Here is a 17819-nt window from a genome sequence, read left to right as displayed (position 1 = left end):
CGGCTACTTTTCAACCCGATCTGAGTCGGCTAAGTTGGAGCTTATATAAAGAGTGAGCTGATGCTTTCGTGGGTTACCACGTTGCGGATGGCCTGGGCAAACAGGTTAGCCAGGGAAATGACCTTAATCTTGGGATTCTCCTGCTTCAGCGGAATGGTGTCGGTAATGACCAGCTCCTCCAAGACCGAGTTGCGGATTCGCTCGTGAGCCGGGCCGCTGAGCACGCCGTGGGTAATGACGGCCCGCACCGACTTGGCCCCGCGCTCCATCAAGAGCTCAGCGGCTTTGCAGATGGTGCCGGCCGTGTCCACGATGTCGTCCACGAGCACCACGTTCATGCCCGTCACGTCGCCGATGACCTGCATCGAGGCAATTTCGTTGGCCCGCAGGCGCATTTTGTCGCAGACTACGATTTCAGCGCCGAACTTCTTGGCAAATGCCCGGGTGCGCACCACGCCGCCCACGTCGGGGGAGGCGAAGATCAAATCATCCAGGCCCAAGGACTTTATATAAGGAGCCGAAACCGTAGCCCCGTCCAGATGATCGACGGGAATGTCGAAGAAGCCCTGAATCTGGCCCGCGTGCAGGTCGCAGGTCATCAGGCGGTCGGTGCCCACGCTCTGCACAAAGTCGGCCACGACTTTGGCGCCGATGCTCACGCGGGGCTTGTCCTTGCGGTCTTGGCGGGCGTAGCCGAAGTAGGGCATCACGACCGTCACGGAAGCGGCGGAGGCGCGCTTGGCCGCGTCGACCATCAGCATCAGCTCCATCAGGTTTTCGGCCGGAGGGTTGGTGCTCTGGATAAGGAATACCGCGCAGCCCCGCACGCTTTCGTTGAAGCTGGGACCGAGCTCCGTATCCGCGAAGCGCTGGATGCTCAAGTCACCGAGGGTAGTACCGTATGCTTCGGCAATTGCTTTACCGAGTTCAGGAGAAGCGTTTCCTGCAAAGATTTTAACCTGCTGAGACATGGAAAGGGGAAAGGAGGGCGAAAACGGAATAAACTGAAAAAGCGAAAGGCGCCGATTCTTCCGGGGAGGAAGGATCAGCGCCTTTCGCGTTACTTAGTCGGTTGTCCGACCAGGGCTCGAACCTGGACTTTCTTGAATCAAAATCAAGCGTGTTGCCAGTTACACCATCGGACAATTTCCAAGCGACAACCGGTGTGGGTGTGCCGTTTGGGTGTGCAAATGTACTACGGGAATCATTCAAGGCAAATTTTACCGCAAAAATTTTTGAAGTTTTTTTCGGGTGCCAGCCCGGTAAATATGCCGTTTTTAGCCTTATTGGCTGATAATCAGCGGGGATTAGGGAGGAAAAAAAGGCCCGAACTTTACTCCGGTGGGGCTTTGGCAAAGCCGGGATTAAGCCGTAGTTTTGCACCCTGAAAACGTTGCACCCATCTACTATAAAGACTCGCAATGGCGAATAACGGTAAAATCACCCAGGTAATCGGTCCCGTTGTGGACGTGAGCTTCGCGGGTGAAGGCTCTACGCTTCCCAATATCCTCGACGCACTCGAAGTCACGAAAGACAACGGCCAGGTGGTAATCCTGGAGTGCCAGCAACACCTCGGTGAAGACCGTGTGCGCACCATCGCCATGGACTCGACCGAGGGTCTGACCCGCGGCGCCGTGGTTCGGAACCTGGGCGCCCCCATGTCGATGCCCACGGGCGAAGGCGTGAAAGGTCGTTTGTTCAACGTGGTCGGCTACGCCATCGACGGCATTCCCCAGCCCAAGAGCGACGGTCCGCTGCCGATTCACCGCCAGCCCCCACCCTTCGAGGATCTGGCCACGTCGTCGGAAATCCTGTTCACGGGTATCAAAGTAATTGACCTGCTCGCTCCTTATGTAAAAGGGGGCAAAATTGGTTTGTTCGGTGGTGCCGGCGTAGGCAAGACCGTACTGATCATGGAGCTGGTAAACAACATTGCCAAAGCGTACGCTGGTCTGTCGGTATTTGCCGGCGTGGGCGAGCGTACCCGCGAAGGCAATGACCTGCTGCGCGAATTCATTGAGTCGGACATCATCAAGTACGGTGAGGAGTTCAAGCACTCGATGGAGCAGGGCGGCTGGGACCTGACCAAGGTTGACCAGAACGAGCTGCTCAAGTCGCAGGCTACCCTGGTGTTCGGTCAGATGAACGAGCCCCCCGGAGCCCGGGCCCGCGTAGCCCTGTCGGGTCTGACCATTGCGGAAAACTTCCGCGACGGGGACGGCACCGGCGCTGGCCGCGACATCCTGTTCTTCATCGACAACATTTTCCGCTTCACCCAGGCTGGTTCGGAAGTATCGGCTCTGCTGGGCCGGATGCCTTCGGCCGTAGGGTATCAGCCCACGCTGGCTACCGAAATGGGCGCCATGCAGGAGCGTATCACCTCGACCAAGCGTGGTTCCATCACCTCGGTACAGGCCGTATATGTACCTGCTGATGACTTGACTGACCCGGCTCCGGCTAACACCTTCGCTCACTTGGACGCCACGACCGTACTGTCGCGGAAGATTGCTGAGCTGGGTATCTACCCCGCCGTGGACCCTCTGGACTCCACCTCGCGCATTCTGTCGATTGAAGTTCTCGGTGCCGAGCACTACAACACCGCCCAGCGCGTAAAGGAGATTCTGCAGCGCTACAAGGAACTGCAGGACATCATCGCCATCCTGGGTATGGACGAACTCTCCGAAGAGGACAAGCAGGTCGTAAACCGCGCCCGTCGGGTGCAGCGCTTCCTGTCGCAGCCCTTCTTCGTGGCCGAGCAGTTCACCGGTCTGGCCGGCGTACTGGTTGACATCAAGGATACCATCAAAGGCTTCAACGCCATCATCGACGGTACCTACGACCACCTGCCCGAGGCGGCCTTCAACCTGGTTGGCACCATCGAGGATGCCATTGCCAAAGGTGAGCGTCTGATTGCCGAAGCCAAGTAAATTTATCTAATGTGCGAATGTGATTAAGTGTGCTGATGTGCTAATGCAGGATTTCCTAGTTAGTACATCAGCACATTTAATTAGCACACCAGCACATTTCCACATTAGCACATTAATACCATGCGTTTAGAAATCATCACGCCGGACCGGAAAGTATTTGAGGGCGACGTCGTGTCGGCGCAATTTCCGGGTACCGACGGGCTGTTCGAAGTGCTGAACAACCACGCCCCGCTGATCAGCGCCCTCAAGTCGGGCGACATCACGGTGGTGGGCGCTGCCGGCCGCGAATCCTTCCGCATTGAAGGAGGCGTGGTGGAAGTGCTCCGCAACAATGTGATTGTGCTGGCGGAAGGCGCAGTAGCGTAAGCGGCTGACCGTTCAACGAGTACGGAAGCCCCGCATCTGGCAACAGGTGCGGGGCTTTTTTGTGGCCCTACTTTTTTGGTAGACGGAGCGGCTGGAAAAAGTGCGGCAGATCAGTAGCTTGCGGTACTCATCCGTTTGGTATTCGTCACTTATTTATGCGTAAGCTCTTTGCCTTCACTGTACTGGCCCTGACCTTCTCCGTTGCCGGGCGGGCCCAAACGTATCAAACTGATTTTCGGCGGGCTATGCAGGCCCAGGATACGGCCCAGGCCCGGCAGGTGCTGGCCGCCTGGCAGCAGAAAAAGCCCCAGGACCCCGACTGGTACGCGGCCAATTTCAACTATTTGCTGAAGAAAGCTTACCGCGTGGTACTCAGCGCCGACCCGAACAAGAAAGGCGGCCTGACTTTTAGCAAGCCCGGTGGGGAAGCAGCCGGCTCCATCAGTGAAGGCTACGAGCCCACGCTGCTGGCGGCAGCCCGCTCCACCCTGCGCGATGGTATCCGCCTAGCCCCCGACCGGCTGGATATGCGCTTTGGCCTGGCCAAAACCTACGAAATGACCCAAGAGCCGGCCGCCGAAATCGAGGTGCTGGCGGCCGCGCTGGCCGACCGGCAAGCTAGTGGCAAACCGTGGCGGTGGCGCGACGGGGAGCGGTTGCCCGAGGCGGAAAAGGATTTTATACCTGAGAGTCTGGAGGATTATATGTTGCCTTACTGGCAGCTGCAAAGCGCGGAAGGGGATGAAGTGGTGCGGCAATTAGCGGAGCTGCTGGGCAAATACTACCCCGAAAGTTCGCTGGCTCCCTTTAACCTGGGCACGTACTACGCGCAGAAAAAGCAGTGGCAAAAATCCCTGGAGCTGTTTCAGCAGGCCAACAGCCGCAAGCCCAACGACTGGCAGACCCTGGCCAACCTGACTAAAGTGGAAATCGAGCTGGGCCACAAAGCCCAGGCTCAGCAGTACGTAGCGGCTTTGCGCAAATTGCCGGAGGGCCGCGCGGCCGCAACTGATCTGAGCAAGGAAATTCGCGCAATGAAATAGCGCGGCTTCTTGTAGGGCAGTACCTTGCCGCCTTATTTGCCATCCGCTTTGGCGTAGCCCATGAAAATCGAACCCAAAATCACCCCGATTTACCAGACTTCCGTTTTTAAGTTTGACGACCTGAACGAGCTGGAGCAATATTTCGGGGAACCCGGCAGCCGCTATTTGTACTCGCGCAACGGCAACCCCAACTCGGATGAGCTGGCGGAAGCCGTGAACAAGCTCGAAGGCGGCGCCGGCGCGGTAGCTACGGGCTCGGGTATGGCCGCCATTTTTGCCGCTATTCTGGCCTGCTGCCAGGCCGGCGACCATGTGCTGTGCGCGGCGGATATTTACGGGGGCTCGTCGTCGCTGCTGAACACGGAGCTGAGCCGCCTGGGTATTACGGTCACCTACGTGCCCTTCGAGCAGCTCTACGAGCTAACGGACTTCGTGCAGCCCAACACCAAGCTGCTGCTGGCCGAAACCATCAGCAATCCGTTGCTGCGCGTGGCCGACCTGCGCCGCCTGGCTACCGAATGCCACCGGCACGGGCTGAAGCTGGTGGTCGACAATACCTTTGCCTCGCCCGTTATTACCCGGCCCCTGGAGCTGGGCGCGGATATCTCGCTGCACAGCGTGACGAAGTACATTTCCGGACACAGCGACGTAACGGCCGGCGTGGCCGTGGCCGCCGACGAACAGACGGCCGCCCGGCTCAAGCAGATCGGGGTGCTCTACGGTCTGACGCTCAGTCCTATGGAGAGCTGGCTGGCGGTGCGGGGGCTCAAAACCCTGCGGCTGCGCATGCGCGAGCATAGCCACAATGCCCTGGCCGTGGCCGAATTTCTGGCCCAGCACCCGAAAGTGCGGCAGGTGTATTATCCCGGCCTGCTCGACCATCCACAGCACATGCTGGCCATGGAGCAGGGCGCGGGCTTGTTCGGCGGGATGATGTCGATTCTGCTCGAAGACGATGCGGAAGTGGTAAACGAGTTTATGCGCCGCAGCCAGCGGTTCCCGTTTGCGCCGTCCCTGGCCGGCGTCGACTCGTCGTTGTCGTATCCGCTGGGCACTTCCCACCGCTACCTCACGCCCGAACAGCAGCAGGGCCTGGGCATCACCGTTGGGCTGGTGCGACTGTCGGTGGGCATCGAGCCGATTGTAGACCTGCTGGCCGACCTGGAGCACGCACTGGATTAGTGCCTAAACAGGCGCTGTCAGCCCCGGGTGGGGATTTTATTAAGTCTAATGTAATAAATTTAAAGATTTGATAATTAATCATTTGTAATTGTTATTGAAATAAAGTAGAAGTCCTGTAAGAGCGTTTTCTGCGGTTAGGAATGCCGGAAAGGTGTCGTATTTCGCAGTGGTACAACGGCGTACCGCTGGGCTGATCCGGCTTCTTTCCACGCTTCCCAAACCTACTTGCTCATGGCCTCTGCTTCGTCTCGCCTGCCTCTTTCGCTTAAGCTTGCTGTCAGCGCCTTTCTGGCGGTAATGGTACCGGTGTACTACGTCAATTACGGCCCCACCAACTTCCTGTACTTCTGCGACGTAGCCCTGCTGCTGTGCTTCGTCAGCCTCTGGACCGAGTCGGCTCTGCTGGCTTCCATGGCCGCGGTGGGTATTCTGCTGCCCCAGGCCTTCTGGTGCGCCGACTTTCTGGGCGAGCTGCTCGGGGTGCGGCTGGTGGGCATGACCAGCTACATGTTTGACCCCAACCGGTCGTTGTTTTTGCGCGGCTTGTCTTTCTTCCACGGGTGGCTGCCGTTTTTGCTGCTGTTTCTGGTGAAGCGCCTGGGCTACGACCGGCGGGCCCTCTGGGCCTGGACCGGCCTGGGCTGGAGCTTGTGTTTAGTGGCCTATTTTCTGCTGCCCGCCGCCGGTACCGTCATGCCCGACCCCAAAATTCCGGTGAACGTCAACTACGTGTTCGGCTTCGACGATGCCCAGGCTCAAACCTGGCTGCCGGCTCCGGTATACCTAATGGGCTGGATGACGGCGTTGCTGGCCGTGTTTTACCTGCCTACTCACCTAACCCTGCGCAAAGTATTTCGGAGCTCCGTGCCGCATTCCGAAAACCTGGGAAAACGGGAGGCGCTTAGCCGGATGGCTGCGTAAGGCCCCGGCAGCGGTGTGTGCATTGGCTTGCGCAACTTGGCAAAGAGGAGTCTAAGTGCAGTGCGGGTACAACAGAATATGTACTACCGCTTAAACCTTTGTACTACCTGGACCAGCTTTTGTACGGGTTATACTGCTCCAGGAACTTTATGTACCCTCTGGAAAGGCTATGTGCTAAATCCGTGGCCGGTTTAGGGCAGTAGAATTTCGCGCAGCGCCCCCGCTACCCGGTGCAAGTCGGTTTCCGTCATGGCGGAGCCGGAGGGTAGGCACAAGCCCCTGGTAAATAAATCGGCGCAAACACTGCCACCGTACATCGGTGCCTGCGCAAAAAGTGGCTGCTGGTGCAGGGGCTTCCACAGCGGCCGGGACTCGATATTATGAGTTTCCAGGTGCTGGCGCACCTGCTCGGGCGTGACGGTCGTGTAGTGCGGGTCGAGGGTGACGGTGGTGAGCCAGCGGTTGGAGCTGCCCAGCGCGGGTTCCGTCGGGCCAAACTGCAGGGCCGGCACGTCGCGCAGATTCTTCTGGTACCACGCGTACGTTTCCCGCCGGCTTTTCACCCGGCTGTCGATAAGCTCCATCTGGCCCCGGCCAATGCCCGCCAGGATATTGCTGAGCCGGTAGTTGTAGCCCACCGCCGAGTGCTGGTAATACGGGGCCGGGTCTTTGGCCTGAGTGGCCAGAAATCGGGTTTTTTCGGCCCATTCCTGGTTGTCAGTGACTAGGGCGCCGCCGCCGCTGGTGGTAATAATCTTGTTGCCGTTAAAGGAAAAGACGCCGACGGCCCCGAACGTACCGAGGCGGCGCCCGTCGTAGCGGGAGCCCAGGGCTTCGGCCGCGTCTTCCAGCACGGGAATGGCGTACAGCTCGGCAATGGCCAGCAGCTGGTCGAGCTGGGCGGGCATGCCGTAGAGGTGTACCAGGATAAGCGCCTTGGGCTTTTTGCCCTGGCGGATCCGGTCTTCAATAGCCTCGCGCAGCCGGTCCGGGCACATGTTCCAGGTGGTGGGCTCACTGTCGACAAATACCGGCGTGGCGCCCAGGTACAGAATCGGGTTGGCGGTGGCGACGAACGTAAACGAAGGGCACAACACCTCGTCGCCGGGCCCGACGCCGAGCAGCACTAGGCCCAGGTGAATGGCGGCCGTGCCCGAGGCCAGCGCCACGCAATGGGCTGCCCCGGTGTAGTGGCAGATATCCTGCTCGAACCCGGTGAGGTTGGGGCCGGCCGGGGCCACCCAGTTGTCCTCAATGGCCTTGTGGACGTAGTTGAGCTCGTGCCGGCCCAGGTGGGGAGGAGAAAGAAAAATACGGTCGTAATCCTGGCTAAGCATGGGTTTTGATAACGGTAGCGGGTACGCCCACGGCGGTGCAGTCAGCGGGCAGGTCGCGCACGGCCACGGCGCCGGCCCCCACGATGGTGCGGGCCCCGATGCGGACTTGGTTGATAACGGTGGCATTGGTGCCCAAGTACACGCCGGTTTCCAGGTGGGCCTCGCCGCCCACGTTGGCATGGGGCATCAGGGAGCAGAAATCGTCCAATACGGCGTCGTGGCCGATGGTGCAGCCCAGGTTGAGCAGCACGTGGCGGCCCAGGCGGATGTCGGTGGTGAGGATGCAGCCCTGCCCAATGATGCAGCCTTCGCCCAGCTGTAGGTGCTGGTAGGGCTGACAGGCAACGCCCGGGTGGACCACGGTGGCAAAGCGCAGCCGGGGCGAAGTGAGACGCCGCACGATGGCGGCCCGGCTGCGGCCGTTGCCCACGGCAACAACCACCTGCAGCGGCTCGGCAACCGAGTTCAGCTCGGCGCTACCGCCCAGGTAGGGCACGCCGTGAATGGTCGGTGTGCCCGGGGCTTGGTCATCAAAAAAACCCGTCAGCTGCCAGGTGGGCCGCACGGCATTGATCTGGTGTACCAGCACCAGCACCTCGCGGCCCAGGCCTCCGGCTCCGAAAATGACGAGCTTCGGCAGGGCCGGGGCCGGTTCGGCGGCGGCCGATGAGCCGGCAGAATCACTGGAATACGTCATCATGCAACAGGAGGGGGAGAAGAGGGCGCCGAGCCGGTAAAGGCTTCGGTAGTGGCCTGGCCCGGGGCCGAAATGCCCCGCGCGCCCAGCACCCGAAAGCCGGTAAGCAGCAGAATGCGCAGGTCCAGCAGCAAGGATACGTGGTCGACGTACCAGACGTCGTATTCGAATTTTTGTTCCCAGGAAATGGCATTGCGCCCGTTTACCTGGGCCCAGCCCGTAATGCCGGGTTTCACGGCGTGGCGCCGGGCCTGCCGGGGCGAGTACAGCGGCAGGTACTGGGGCAATAAGGGGCGGGGGCCAACCAGGCTCAGCTCGCCGCGCAGCACGTTCCAGAGCTGGGGCAGCTCGTCGAGGGAGGAGGCGCGCAGCCAGCGGCCCAGGCGGGTGAGCCGCGCGGCATCGGGCAGCAGCCGGCCCTGGGCGTCGCGGGCGTTGGTCATGGTCTGGAGCTTGTAGAGCGTGAACAGCGCGCCGTGCTGCCCGGGCCGCAGCTGCCGGAACAGCACCGCTCCCCGGTTCTGGAAAGCCAGCACCCCGGCCGCCAGCAGCAGCGCGGGCAGCGTGAGCACGGCTACCGGCACGGCCAGGCTCAGGTCAAGCAGGCGCTTGCCCCAGGTCGGGTACCAGGACGTGGACGAAGACACAGCCATACGCGAAAGTCAGCCGGTTGGGGCGCTGACAGCAGGCAAAAATATGCTTTTTGTGCCGCGCCGGCCGTAGCTTGCGCTGTATCGGGCCGCTGGCGCGTTCAACCTCCGTTTTTGGTGGAAGAAACCCGCCCGCCGACTTTGTCTTCTTCCGCGCTTCCTGCTTGCCCACATCCGCTATGCTTGTTTTTCCGAACGCCAAACTCAACCTGGGGCTCTATATCACCGGGCAGCGGCCCGACGGCTTCCGCAACCTTGAATCGGTGTTTGTGCCCCTGCCCTGGTGCGACGCGCTGGAAGTGCTGCCCGCGGCCGAAAACCAACTGACGCTCTCGGGCATCCCGATTCCCGGTGAGCTGGCCACCAACCTGTGCTGGCGCGCCTACGAGCTGCTGAAAGCCGATTTTGGCCTGCCGCCCGTGCAGATGCACCTGCACAAAGTCGTGCCCATCGGGGCGGGCCTGGGCGGGGGCTCCGGCGACGCGGCCTTTGCGCTACGGGCCCTGAGTGAGCTGTTGAACTTGCAGCTGAACACCGCGCAGCTGCAGCAGTACGCCCGCCGCCTGGGCTCCGACTGCGCGTTTTTCATCGAGAACAAGCCCGTATTTGCCCACGAGAAAGGGGATGTGTTCGAGCCCATAGCGCTGAGCCTGACCGGCGTGGCCTGCAAGGTGGTGTACCCCGGGCTGCACATCAGCACGGCCGAGGCGTACGCGCGCGTCGTCCCGCGCGCGCCCCGGCATGACTTGCGCCGCAGCCTGGCTCAGCCCCCGGAAACCTGGCGCGAAACCGTCAGCAACGACTTCGAAGATGCGCTGACGCCCCATTACCCCGTGCTGGCTGAAGTGAAAGAGGCGCTGTACGCGGCCGGTGCCACCTACGCCAGCCTGTCGGGCTCAGGCTCCGCCGTGTACGGGCTGTTTCCCGGGCTGGCCCAGCCCCCGCACCTGGCTTTTCCCGCCGAGTATCAGGTGTGGGATGGGCAGCTGTAAGCTACTGGGGCAGTTTGGGTCGGGCCGGAAACGGGGCCGGCGCTGATGCGTGCCCGCTACGCGCCATCTGGCGGCTGGCTGGGCCAGGTGTGGCCGCTGCTGTGGATTCTGACCAGCCTGCTGGGGCTGGCCGGCTGCGCCGAAACGCCACCCCCGCCGTTGCGCGTCAGCGTGGTCGGCGACGTGCTGCTGGCCCGGGGCGTGCCGGCGGCTTTCGGGCGCGACAGCGCGGCCCTGCGCCGCACCACCCGGGCTTTGTGGGCTTCCAGCCGCTACGTGGTCGGCAATCTGGAGTGCCCGCTTACCGACACTGCGCGGCCGGTGGTTAAGCCCATTGTGTTTCGGGGCCGCCCGGAGCATGCGCGGTGGCTGCGGCGGCTGGGCTTCACGCACCTGTCGTTGGCCAACAACCACTCGCTCGACCAGCACGCGGCCGGCTTGCGCGCTACGGCCCGGGCCGTGCGGGCGGCGGGCCTGGGCGGTATAGGCTTCGCCGCTGATTCCGGGGCCGGGTGCCAGCCCCAGGTGCTGGGCGCCGACAGCAGCGCGGTGGTTTTTGCCTACTCAGCCCTGCGCCAACCCGTGCCCGGGGAAGGGTGCCTGTGCGGCCGCGACTTCGCGGCCCTGTGTGAGCGGGTGGCGGCCTACAAAACCCTGTTTCCGGGGCGGGCCGTCATCGTGTACCTGCACTGGGGCACCGAATACGCGGCCGAGCCCAGCCCCGGGCAGCGGCGGCAGGCCCGCACCCTCATCGACTGCGGGGCGGCGGCCGTGGTGGGGGCCCACCCGCATGTGGTGCAGTCGGCGGAGTTCTACCGGGGCCGCCCCATTCTCTACAGCCTAGGTAATTTCCTGTTTGACCAGCGGGGGCGGGGCGGTGATCTGGCCCTGCAAGCGGATTTCGACCTGAAGGCCGGGCAGGTCGTGGCCACCTGGGTCCGGCCGCTGCACCTGCGCGGAGCTTTGCCCCGGCCCGCGCCGGCCGCCGTGGCGGCCACCATTGCGGCCCGCTTGCGCGGTGCCCACCCCGCGCTGCAGCTGGTAGCCGACCCCACGGGCCGCGGCTGGCAGCTGCGGCCGTTAGCCAGGTCAGTTCCCACCGCTACCGAAGCGGGTTATTTCGCGCGCCAGCTCACGGTGCCGCTGCCCACGGGCCGAGCCGCCGTGGGCCTGCGCTACCGCCCGGCCGCGCGGCAGTACCAGGTGCGCACCACCACCGATTCGGGCGCCACGATTCTGGATCTGGGCTTTCCGATGTATCAATTCGCGCAGGCCGACGTGGACAACGACGGGCAGCCGGATTTGCTGGTGGGGCCGGAAAAGGCCACGCGCTTCGATAGTGCCACGCGCCGCCGGCTGTTCGTCTACCGGTGGGAGCAAGGCCGCTGGCGGCCCCGCTGGCTGGGTTCCCGGGTGGCTTACCGGCTGCTGTATTTTCGGGCGGCGCGGCCGGTAGCGGGGCGCACCGCCGTGTACACGCTCGAACAGACCCCTGACGGCCGCTACGGCATCGGGCGCTATTATTGGCAGGGGTTTGGACTTGCCTTGGAAAATTTTACTTTTCAAAGCCGCTCCCTCGATGCGGCCTATCTACACTTCGTCCGATACGAATAGCCTGATTACTTATGAATCGTAATGCTGCAATAGCTGTAGTGGCGGCCGTGCTGGTGCTGGTCGGCGGCGCGTTGTATTTCTGGCTGCGGCCCAGCGCCAAGCCCACCGCCGATGTTGCCGCGCCGGCCGCCACCGCCGCGCCGGGCCCGCAGCTTTCGGCCAGGGTTCACGATAACGGCTTCGGGGAACGGGTCCACGTCGTGCCGGCTGAAGACAAGCAGCTGCTGAAAAGCTACTACGCCCGGCACTACATTCAGGACTATTACGGGGCGGAAAACGAGGAAACCAGCCGGGACGCGTTGCCTGTAGTTCCGCTGCCGGCTTTCGACTACGCCCAGAGCCTGACGGGTAAGTCGTATCTGGAGCTGCTGCTGCTGCGCAACACGGTGTACGCCCGCAACGGCTACTGCTTTCTGAACGCGGCGGCCCGCAGCTACTTCGACAAGCAGAAATGGTACCGGCCGGTATGGGCCGAAGACATTACCGACAGTACGGGCCAGGTGCTGCAACCCGCCGACACGGTGCTGCCCGTGCCCCTGACCCGGCAGGAGCTGGCCTTCGTGCAGCGCGTGCACGCCCGGGAAACCGAGTTGCTCAAAACCAGCATCACCAGGCCCGGCGGCTACCCCATGCTGGGCTTCGACTTCGTCACCAACCAGCGCGAGCTGCGCGTGACGCCGGCCATGCGCACCGTGCTCAACCAACACAACTTCGTGCTGGTGCCCACCCGCGAAGAGCAGCTATTCTACCTCTACGACCAAAACCAGTACGATTTCACCCCCAACTTTATTACCACCGACCTGATTCTGCAGCTGCTGCACAAGTACCTGAACGGGATTCTGAGCGACGTGGAAGAGCAGCGCCTGGTGCCGGTGGTGAGCACCATGCTGAGTCAGGGAGCGGCCCAGGCTGGAAAGCTGGCCCAAAACAGCCAGCAGCCCCAGGCCCGCGACGCGGCCGAGTGGGCCGCTGCGTATTACGCCGTGGGAAGGCAGCTGCTGACGGGTGTCGTCACTCCGACCGGCGGGGATTATGCCGCCCTGGTGGCCCAGGAAGTAGCCCGCTGCACGGCCGCTGATGGCCGCGGCTCGGTGCTGCTTCAGGATTCGCTGTTCGACTACACGGCCTGCAAGCCGCGCGGCATGTACACGCGCACCGATACCACCCGCCGCTATTTCCGGGCGGTGAAGTGGCTGAACACGGCCCCGGTATTTCTCGATTCGGAGGCCGGCGTGCTGCGGGCCGTGGCGCTGGCCCAAGCCCTGGCGGCCAGTCCGGCCGGACGGCGCGACTTCGACAAACTAACGCAGGTGCTGGACGTGCTGGTTGGCGACGAAGACAACCGCTCCCTGACCCAACTGCTGCGCCTGCTACGCACCCGCTACGCTGATCAGTCGCTCGACCAGCTGGCTGCGCCTACCACGCTGGCCGCTATCCGGCGGGCGCTGGTAGCCTCGGGCACCGACCGGATCCGGGCCAAAGGCGCTACGGCCAAGGCCAGCACGGCCCTGGAGCGGCCGACGCTGCTGTTTACTGCGGGGCGCTACACCTTCGACGGGGAAGTTCTGTCGCGCCTGACCAACGTGCTGCGGCCCAAGCCGGGGCAGGAGCCGGCCCGGCCATTCCCCAAGGGGCTCGACGTATTTGCCACGTTCGGCAACCGCACGGCCCAGGATATTCTGCTGCGGCACTACCAGGAAGCCCGGCGCTGGCCCGCCTACCCCGACACGCTGCGGGCGTTGCAGCAACAGTTTGCCGGCTTCCAAGGCTGGAATCAGAACCTGTACACCAAGACCATGCAGACGCTGCTGGCCCTGAATGCGCCGGGCCCGGTAGAGCAGCTGCCGCTGTTTGCCCGCACCCCGGCCTGGCAGAAGCGCAACCTGAGCACGGCCCTGGCGGGCTGGACCGAGCTCAAGCACGACTTGCTGCTCTACACCGAGCAGCCGATGGGCGCCGAGGCCGGCGGACCCGATGGGGGGCCGCCGCCGCCGCGCCACCTGAGCTACGTGGAGCCGAACCTGCCGTTCTGGGACGCCGCCCTGGCGCTGCTGGCCCAGCAAGACCGCAGCCTGACCCGCCTGAACGCCAACACGGCCCACCTGCGCGGCCTCAACCAGGATCTGCGCGAGCTGATAACCCGCCTGCGCGATATTGCTCGCAAGGAAGTGAAGCATCAGCGGCTGACCCCGGAGGAAATGGCCAAGCTGACCTGGATTGGCGGCGAAGTGGAGGGCCTGACTTTCAACATCCTGAAAACCCAGCAGCTGCCCGACCGGGAGCGGCACCTCGGGCTGGCCGCCGACGTGTACAGCTTCAACGGCACGGTGCTGGAAGAAGCCGTAGGAGCCGCCGATGCCATTTACGTGGTGGTGGATATTGAGGGCGCACCCGTGCTGGCCCGGGGCGCGGCCTTCAGCTACTACGAGTTTATCAGCCCCCAGCGCCTGACCGACGAGGAGTGGCGCGCCCGCCTCACGCGCCAGCCGCCGGCCCGGCCCACCTGGCTGCAGGAGCTTATCGTGCCGGTAAAGGAGCTGGCCAGCCAGCAGGGCAGCGAAATGGTGCCCATCGGCCATGCGTCAGCAGAAGGCTTGTAAGGTTACGGGTTCGTTGCCACCACTTCTTCCGGCTCGGGCTCGGGCTGGCGGCGGGCCCGGCGCTGGTTCCACTGGTCGAGCACGGGGTGAATCAGCACGCTGAAGAGAATAACCAGGGTGCCCAGGTAGAAGCCGGTCGACATCTTTTCCTGGGCCCCGAAGATCAGCACGGCCAAGATGATGCCGTACACGGGCTCCAGGTTCACGGTCAGGTTGATGACGAAGGCGGAAAGCCGCTTCATCAGCTCCACCGACGCGGAAAAGGCGTACACCGTGCACACGCCGGCCAGCAGCAGCAGCCAGAGCCAGTCGAGGGGCTTGAGGGCCAGCTGCAGGCCCGCGCCGTTGGTGTAGTAACGCGCGTACACCGGGAAGAAAAGCGCCACGCTCAGGCAGGCCCCGGCCATTTCGTAGAAGGTCAGCTTCAAGGGCGAATGGTGCTTGACGAGCTTCACGTTCAGCACGCTGAACAGCGCCGACAGCCCCGCCGACACAATGGCCACGCTCAAGCCCAGCAGCTGGTCAAACTCGGCCTGCGACACCAGGTACAGGCCCACCATCGTGAGCAAGCCCAGGCCCACTTCGTAGGCCCGCACGCGCCGCCACAGCAGCAGGGGCTCCAGCAACGACGTCCACAGAGCCAGCGTGGCCAGGCCCGCCAGGCACACGCTCACCGACGAGAGGCGGGCGGCCAGGAAAAAGGTAATCCAGTGCACCGCCACCAGCGCGCCCACGGCCAGCAGCCGCAGAGCCTGGCCCAGGGGCAGGCGCCAGTTCTGCTTGCGCAACACGAGCAGCAAGCCCAGTCCGGCCGAGGCCAGCAGCGTGCGCCAGAATACCAGCTCCACCGGCGGCACCGAAATCAGCTTGCCCAGGATGGCCGTGAAGCCCCACAGCAGGACAATAAAGTGCAGACGCAGGTAGTCTTTGAGCATAGGGTGAAATGGTGAGATGGTGAAATGGTGAAATGGTGAGTTGTTGTTCTGCTGGCGTGGCTTCGCGCAGATTGAACATCAAACTCACCATTTCACCATCTCACTCAGTCACCGCTATTGTGGGACGAAACGATAGAGCGCGGCCCCGATGACGGTGAAGATGATGCTGGGCACCCAGGCGGCCAGCATGGGCGGCATGTCGCCGACCTGGGCCAGGTTACGGCTCAGAATCACGAAAATCAGGAAGACGAAGGCCAGCACGAAGCCCAGCGCAATCTGCCCGCCCACCCCGGCCCGGGACTTGCGCGCGCTCAGGATTACGCCGATGGTGGTCAGAATAAAGATGGCGTAGGGATAGGCAAACCGCTCGTATTTCTCGCTCAGGTACACCTGCGTGTCGTCGGCGCCCCGGTCAATTTTCTGCTGGATGTAGGCGTTGAGCTCGGGCAGGGTCAGGGTTTCGGACAGGCGCCAGGTGCTGGCAAAATCCTTGGGGTAAAGGTTCAGCGTGGTGTCGCGGGCGGGCAGGGTGAGCAGCTTTTCCTGCTGCCCGTTGAAGGTGCGCACCAGCTGCGGCGTCAGCTTCCAGGCCCGGCGCGTCGAGTCCCAGGTAATGGCGTCGGCCGTCATGCGGCGCTTCAGGGTGGTGCCGTCGATGGTTTCCAGCGCGAAGCGGTAGCCCACGTTGTTCACGTTGTCGTAGCTTTCCATATACACGTAGGCCTTGGGCCCGATCTTGATATGGATGTTGCGCGCGTCGTAGCGGTAGGGGTTTTTGATGTACTTTTTCTCGAAAGCCACCCGCGTTTTGTTGGCCATCGGAATGCCCCAGCCAATGAGGCCGAAGGTGATGACGCCAATAACGAAGGCCCCCATCCAGTAGGGTACCAGCAGCCTTGGGAAGCTCACCCCGCTGGCCAGAATAGCCACAATTTCGGTGCGGGCCGCCAGCCGGGCCGTCACAAACACCACGGCAATAAACACCGTAATCGGGGAGAGCAGGTTGGCGTAGTAGGGAAACAGGTTCAGGTAATACTCCGAAATAATCTTGCCCGCCGACAGGTTGTGCTGAATGAAGTCGTCGTTTTTCTCCGTGAAGTCAATCACGCAGATAACCGTCACGAGCACCACCACCACGAAGAAAAACGCGGTGAGGAATTTCAGCAGAATGTATTTATCGAGGAGCTTCACGGGGGAAGGTTAGTTGTTAGTTGTCAGTTGTTAGTTGTCAGTTGTTAGGAGCAGACATCAGCACGAACTAACAACTGACAACCAACAACTAACAACTAAGAAATTACAGCCGCGTCATCACCTGCTTCACCATCTTGTCTTTCCACTCGCGGAAGGTGCCGGCCACGATTTGCTCCCGGGCCTGCTGCACCAGCCAGAGGTAGAACGACAGGTTGTGAATCGAGGCAATCTGGGGGCCCAGCATTTCCTGGCTCTGGAACAAGTGCCGAACGTAGGAGCGGGAGTAAAACGTACTCACGTAGCCGCCTAATTCCCGGTCGATGGGCTCGAAGTCCAGCTGCCACTTCTTGTTGGTGATGTTCATGATGCCCTGGGTGGTAAACAGCATGCCGTTGCGGGCGTTGCGGGTCGGCATCACGCAGTCGAACATATCCACGCCCAGCGCTATGTTTTCCAGGATGTTGGCCGGGGTGCCCACGCCCATCAGGTAGCGGGGCTTGTCCTGGGGCAGAATGTCGCAGACCAGCTCGGTCATTTCGTACATCTGCTCGGCCGGTTCGCCCACGCTCAGGCCGCCGATGGCGTTGCCCTCCCGGCCCTGCTCGGCAATAAACTCGGCCGATTTCACCCGCAGATCCTTGAACGTGGAGCCCTGCACAATCGGGAACAGCGTCTGCTCGTAGCCGTAGTGGCCCTCGGTACTGTCGAACCGCTCGATGCAGCGCTTCAGCCAGCGGTGGGTCATGTCCAGGGAGCGGGCGGCGTAGTCGTACTCGCAGGGCCAGGGCGTGCACTCGTCGAAGGCCATCATAATGTCGGCCCCGATGGTGCGCTGAATGTCCATCACGCCCTCGGGCGAAAACAAGTGCTGCGAGCCGTCGATGTGGGAGCGGAACTTGACGCCTTCCTCCTTGATTTTGCGCGTGCCGCTGAGCGAATACACCTGGTAGCCGCCCGAGTCGGTGAGAATGGGCCGGTCCCAGCCGTTGAACTTGTGCAGGCCGCCGGCCGCGCGCAGCACGTCGAGGCCCGGGCGCAAATACAAGTGGTAGGTGTTGCCGAGAATAATCTGGGCCTTGATGTCGTCGTTCAGGTCGCGCTGCTGCACGGCTTTCACGGTGCCGGCCGTGCCCACGGGCATGAAAATAGGCGTCTGGATGGCGCCGTGGGCCGTGTGCACCACCCCGGCGCGGGCTTTGGATTGCGGATCGTGGGCTACTAAATCGAAGGTCATGCTGGCAGGTCAGTTTCACGCAGTGGCTCGCCGGTGGAAGGCGTAGGGTCTCGCAGTGTCGTTCAACGGACCACTGCGAGACCCTGCGGTTTACCACTGCGAAACACTGCGTGAAAAACGGAAGGAGCTG

The 17819-nt window shown here is 62.5% G+C and carries 15 protein-coding genes and 1 tRNA gene; 8 read left to right on the top strand and 8 right to left on the bottom strand.

Annotation, left to right across the window (positions count from 1 at the left end):
- Positions 1-41 precede the first annotated feature (41 nt).
- Positions 42-971 (bottom strand): ribose-phosphate pyrophosphokinase, encoded by a 930-nt coding sequence (locus E5K00_RS11045; protein ID WP_135463275.1) that lies wholly within the window; start codon positions 969-971, stop codon positions 42-44.
- Positions 972-1072: 101 nt separating this feature from the next.
- Positions 1073-1145 (bottom strand) — tRNA-Gln (locus tag E5K00_RS11040).
- 276 nt (positions 1146-1421) lie between these two features.
- Here E5K00_RS11040 and atpD point away from each other — a divergent pair.
- From atpD to E5K00_RS11015, 5 genes are all read left to right on the top strand, one after another.
- A complete protein-coding gene (gene atpD / locus E5K00_RS11035) occupies positions 1422-2927 on the top strand; it encodes a F0F1 ATP synthase subunit beta (RefSeq protein ID WP_135463274.1) in 1506 nt (501 codons plus the stop codon).
- A gap of 120 nt (positions 2928-3047) precedes the next feature.
- On the top strand, positions 3048-3293 hold the full coding sequence (atpC, locus tag E5K00_RS11030; protein ID WP_135463273.1) for an ATP synthase F1 subunit epsilon: 246 nt from the start codon (positions 3048-3050) through the stop codon (positions 3291-3293).
- Positions 3294-3448: 155 nt separating this feature from the next.
- Complete coding sequence (locus E5K00_RS11025) at positions 3449-4336, top strand: tetratricopeptide repeat protein (protein ID WP_135463272.1); 888 nt, start codon at positions 3449-3451, stop codon at positions 4334-4336.
- 60 nt (positions 4337-4396) lie between these two features.
- Positions 4397-5518, top strand: a complete 1122-nt coding sequence (locus tag E5K00_RS11020) for a trans-sulfuration enzyme family protein (protein ID WP_135463271.1) — start codon at positions 4397-4399, stop codon at positions 5516-5518.
- A 231-nt stretch (positions 5519-5749) separates the two neighbouring features.
- The gene (locus E5K00_RS11015) at positions 5750-6439 is read left to right on the top strand and encodes a membrane-associated protein (protein ID WP_210114295.1); all 690 of its coding nucleotides are present in this window, start codon (positions 5750-5752) and stop codon (positions 6437-6439) included.
- A 191-nt stretch (positions 6440-6630) separates the two neighbouring features.
- On the opposite strand, the gene E5K00_RS11010 is transcribed toward E5K00_RS11015, so the two are convergent.
- Genes E5K00_RS11010 through E5K00_RS11000 form a run of 3 tightly spaced genes read right to left on the bottom strand, consistent with a single transcriptional unit; the run spans position 6631 to position 9126 of the window.
- Positions 6631-7776, bottom strand: a complete 1146-nt coding sequence (locus E5K00_RS11010) for a DegT/DnrJ/EryC1/StrS family aminotransferase (RefSeq protein ID WP_135463270.1) — start codon at positions 7774-7776, stop codon at positions 6631-6633.
- Positions 7769-8476, bottom strand: a complete 708-nt coding sequence (locus E5K00_RS11005; RefSeq protein ID WP_135463269.1) for an acetyltransferase — start codon at positions 8474-8476, stop codon at positions 7769-7771. Before E5K00_RS11005 ends, E5K00_RS11010 begins: the two co-directional genes overlap by 8 nt.
- Positions 8473-9126: a sugar transferase gene (locus tag E5K00_RS11000; RefSeq protein ID WP_135463268.1), complete on the bottom strand. Its 654-nt coding sequence runs from the start codon at positions 9124-9126 to the stop codon at positions 8473-8475. The genes E5K00_RS11005 and E5K00_RS11000 overlap by 4 nt, the downstream gene beginning before the upstream one ends.
- Positions 9127-9302: 176 nt before the next feature.
- Here E5K00_RS11000 and ispE point away from each other — a divergent pair, with 176 nt between their 5' ends.
- From ispE to E5K00_RS10985, 3 genes are read left to right on the top strand one after another with little or no spacing between them, the layout of a single operon-like run.
- On the top strand, positions 9303-10115 hold the full coding sequence (gene ispE, locus E5K00_RS10995; RefSeq protein WP_135463267.1) for a 4-(cytidine 5'-diphospho)-2-C-methyl-D-erythritol kinase: 813 nt from the start codon (positions 9303-9305) through the stop codon (positions 10113-10115).
- A gap of 45 nt (positions 10116-10160) precedes the next feature.
- A complete protein-coding gene (locus E5K00_RS10990; RefSeq protein ID WP_135463266.1) occupies positions 10161-11729 on the top strand; it encodes a CapA family protein in 1569 nt (522 codons plus the stop codon).
- 11 nt (positions 11730-11740) lie between these two features.
- Positions 11741-14329, top strand: a complete 2589-nt coding sequence (locus E5K00_RS10985; RefSeq protein ID WP_135463265.1) for a DUF3160 domain-containing protein — start codon at positions 11741-11743, stop codon at positions 14327-14329.
- Positions 14330-14331: 2 nt separating this feature from the next.
- Here E5K00_RS10985 and E5K00_RS10980 read toward each other — a convergent pair whose 3' ends face one another.
- The 3 genes from E5K00_RS10980 to tgt all read right to left on the bottom strand — a co-directional run bounded on the left by E5K00_RS10980 (position 14332) and on the right by tgt (position 17689).
- Positions 14332-15264, bottom strand: coding sequence for a DMT family transporter (locus E5K00_RS10980; protein ID WP_135463264.1), 933 nt, complete (start codon positions 15262-15264; stop codon positions 14332-14334).
- Positions 15265-15378: 114 nt separating this feature from the next.
- The gene (locus tag E5K00_RS10975) at positions 15379-16455 is read right to left on the bottom strand and encodes an LptF/LptG family permease (protein ID WP_135463263.1); all 1077 of its coding nucleotides are present in this window, start codon (positions 16453-16455) and stop codon (positions 15379-15381) included.
- A 103-nt stretch (positions 16456-16558) separates the two neighbouring features.
- The gene (gene tgt, locus E5K00_RS10970; protein ID WP_135463262.1) at positions 16559-17689 is read right to left on the bottom strand and encodes a tRNA guanosine(34) transglycosylase Tgt; all 1131 of its coding nucleotides are present in this window, start codon (positions 17687-17689) and stop codon (positions 16559-16561) included.
- Positions 17690-17819: the final 130 nt, after the last annotated feature.

Source organism: Hymenobacter aquaticus (assembly GCF_004765605.1).
Classification (GTDB): domain Bacteria; phylum Bacteroidota; class Bacteroidia; order Cytophagales; family Hymenobacteraceae; genus Hymenobacter; species Hymenobacter aquaticus.
The sequence above is the reverse complement of the archived record's forward strand: the minus strand, read 5'-3'. Positions and strand labels throughout refer to the sequence as shown.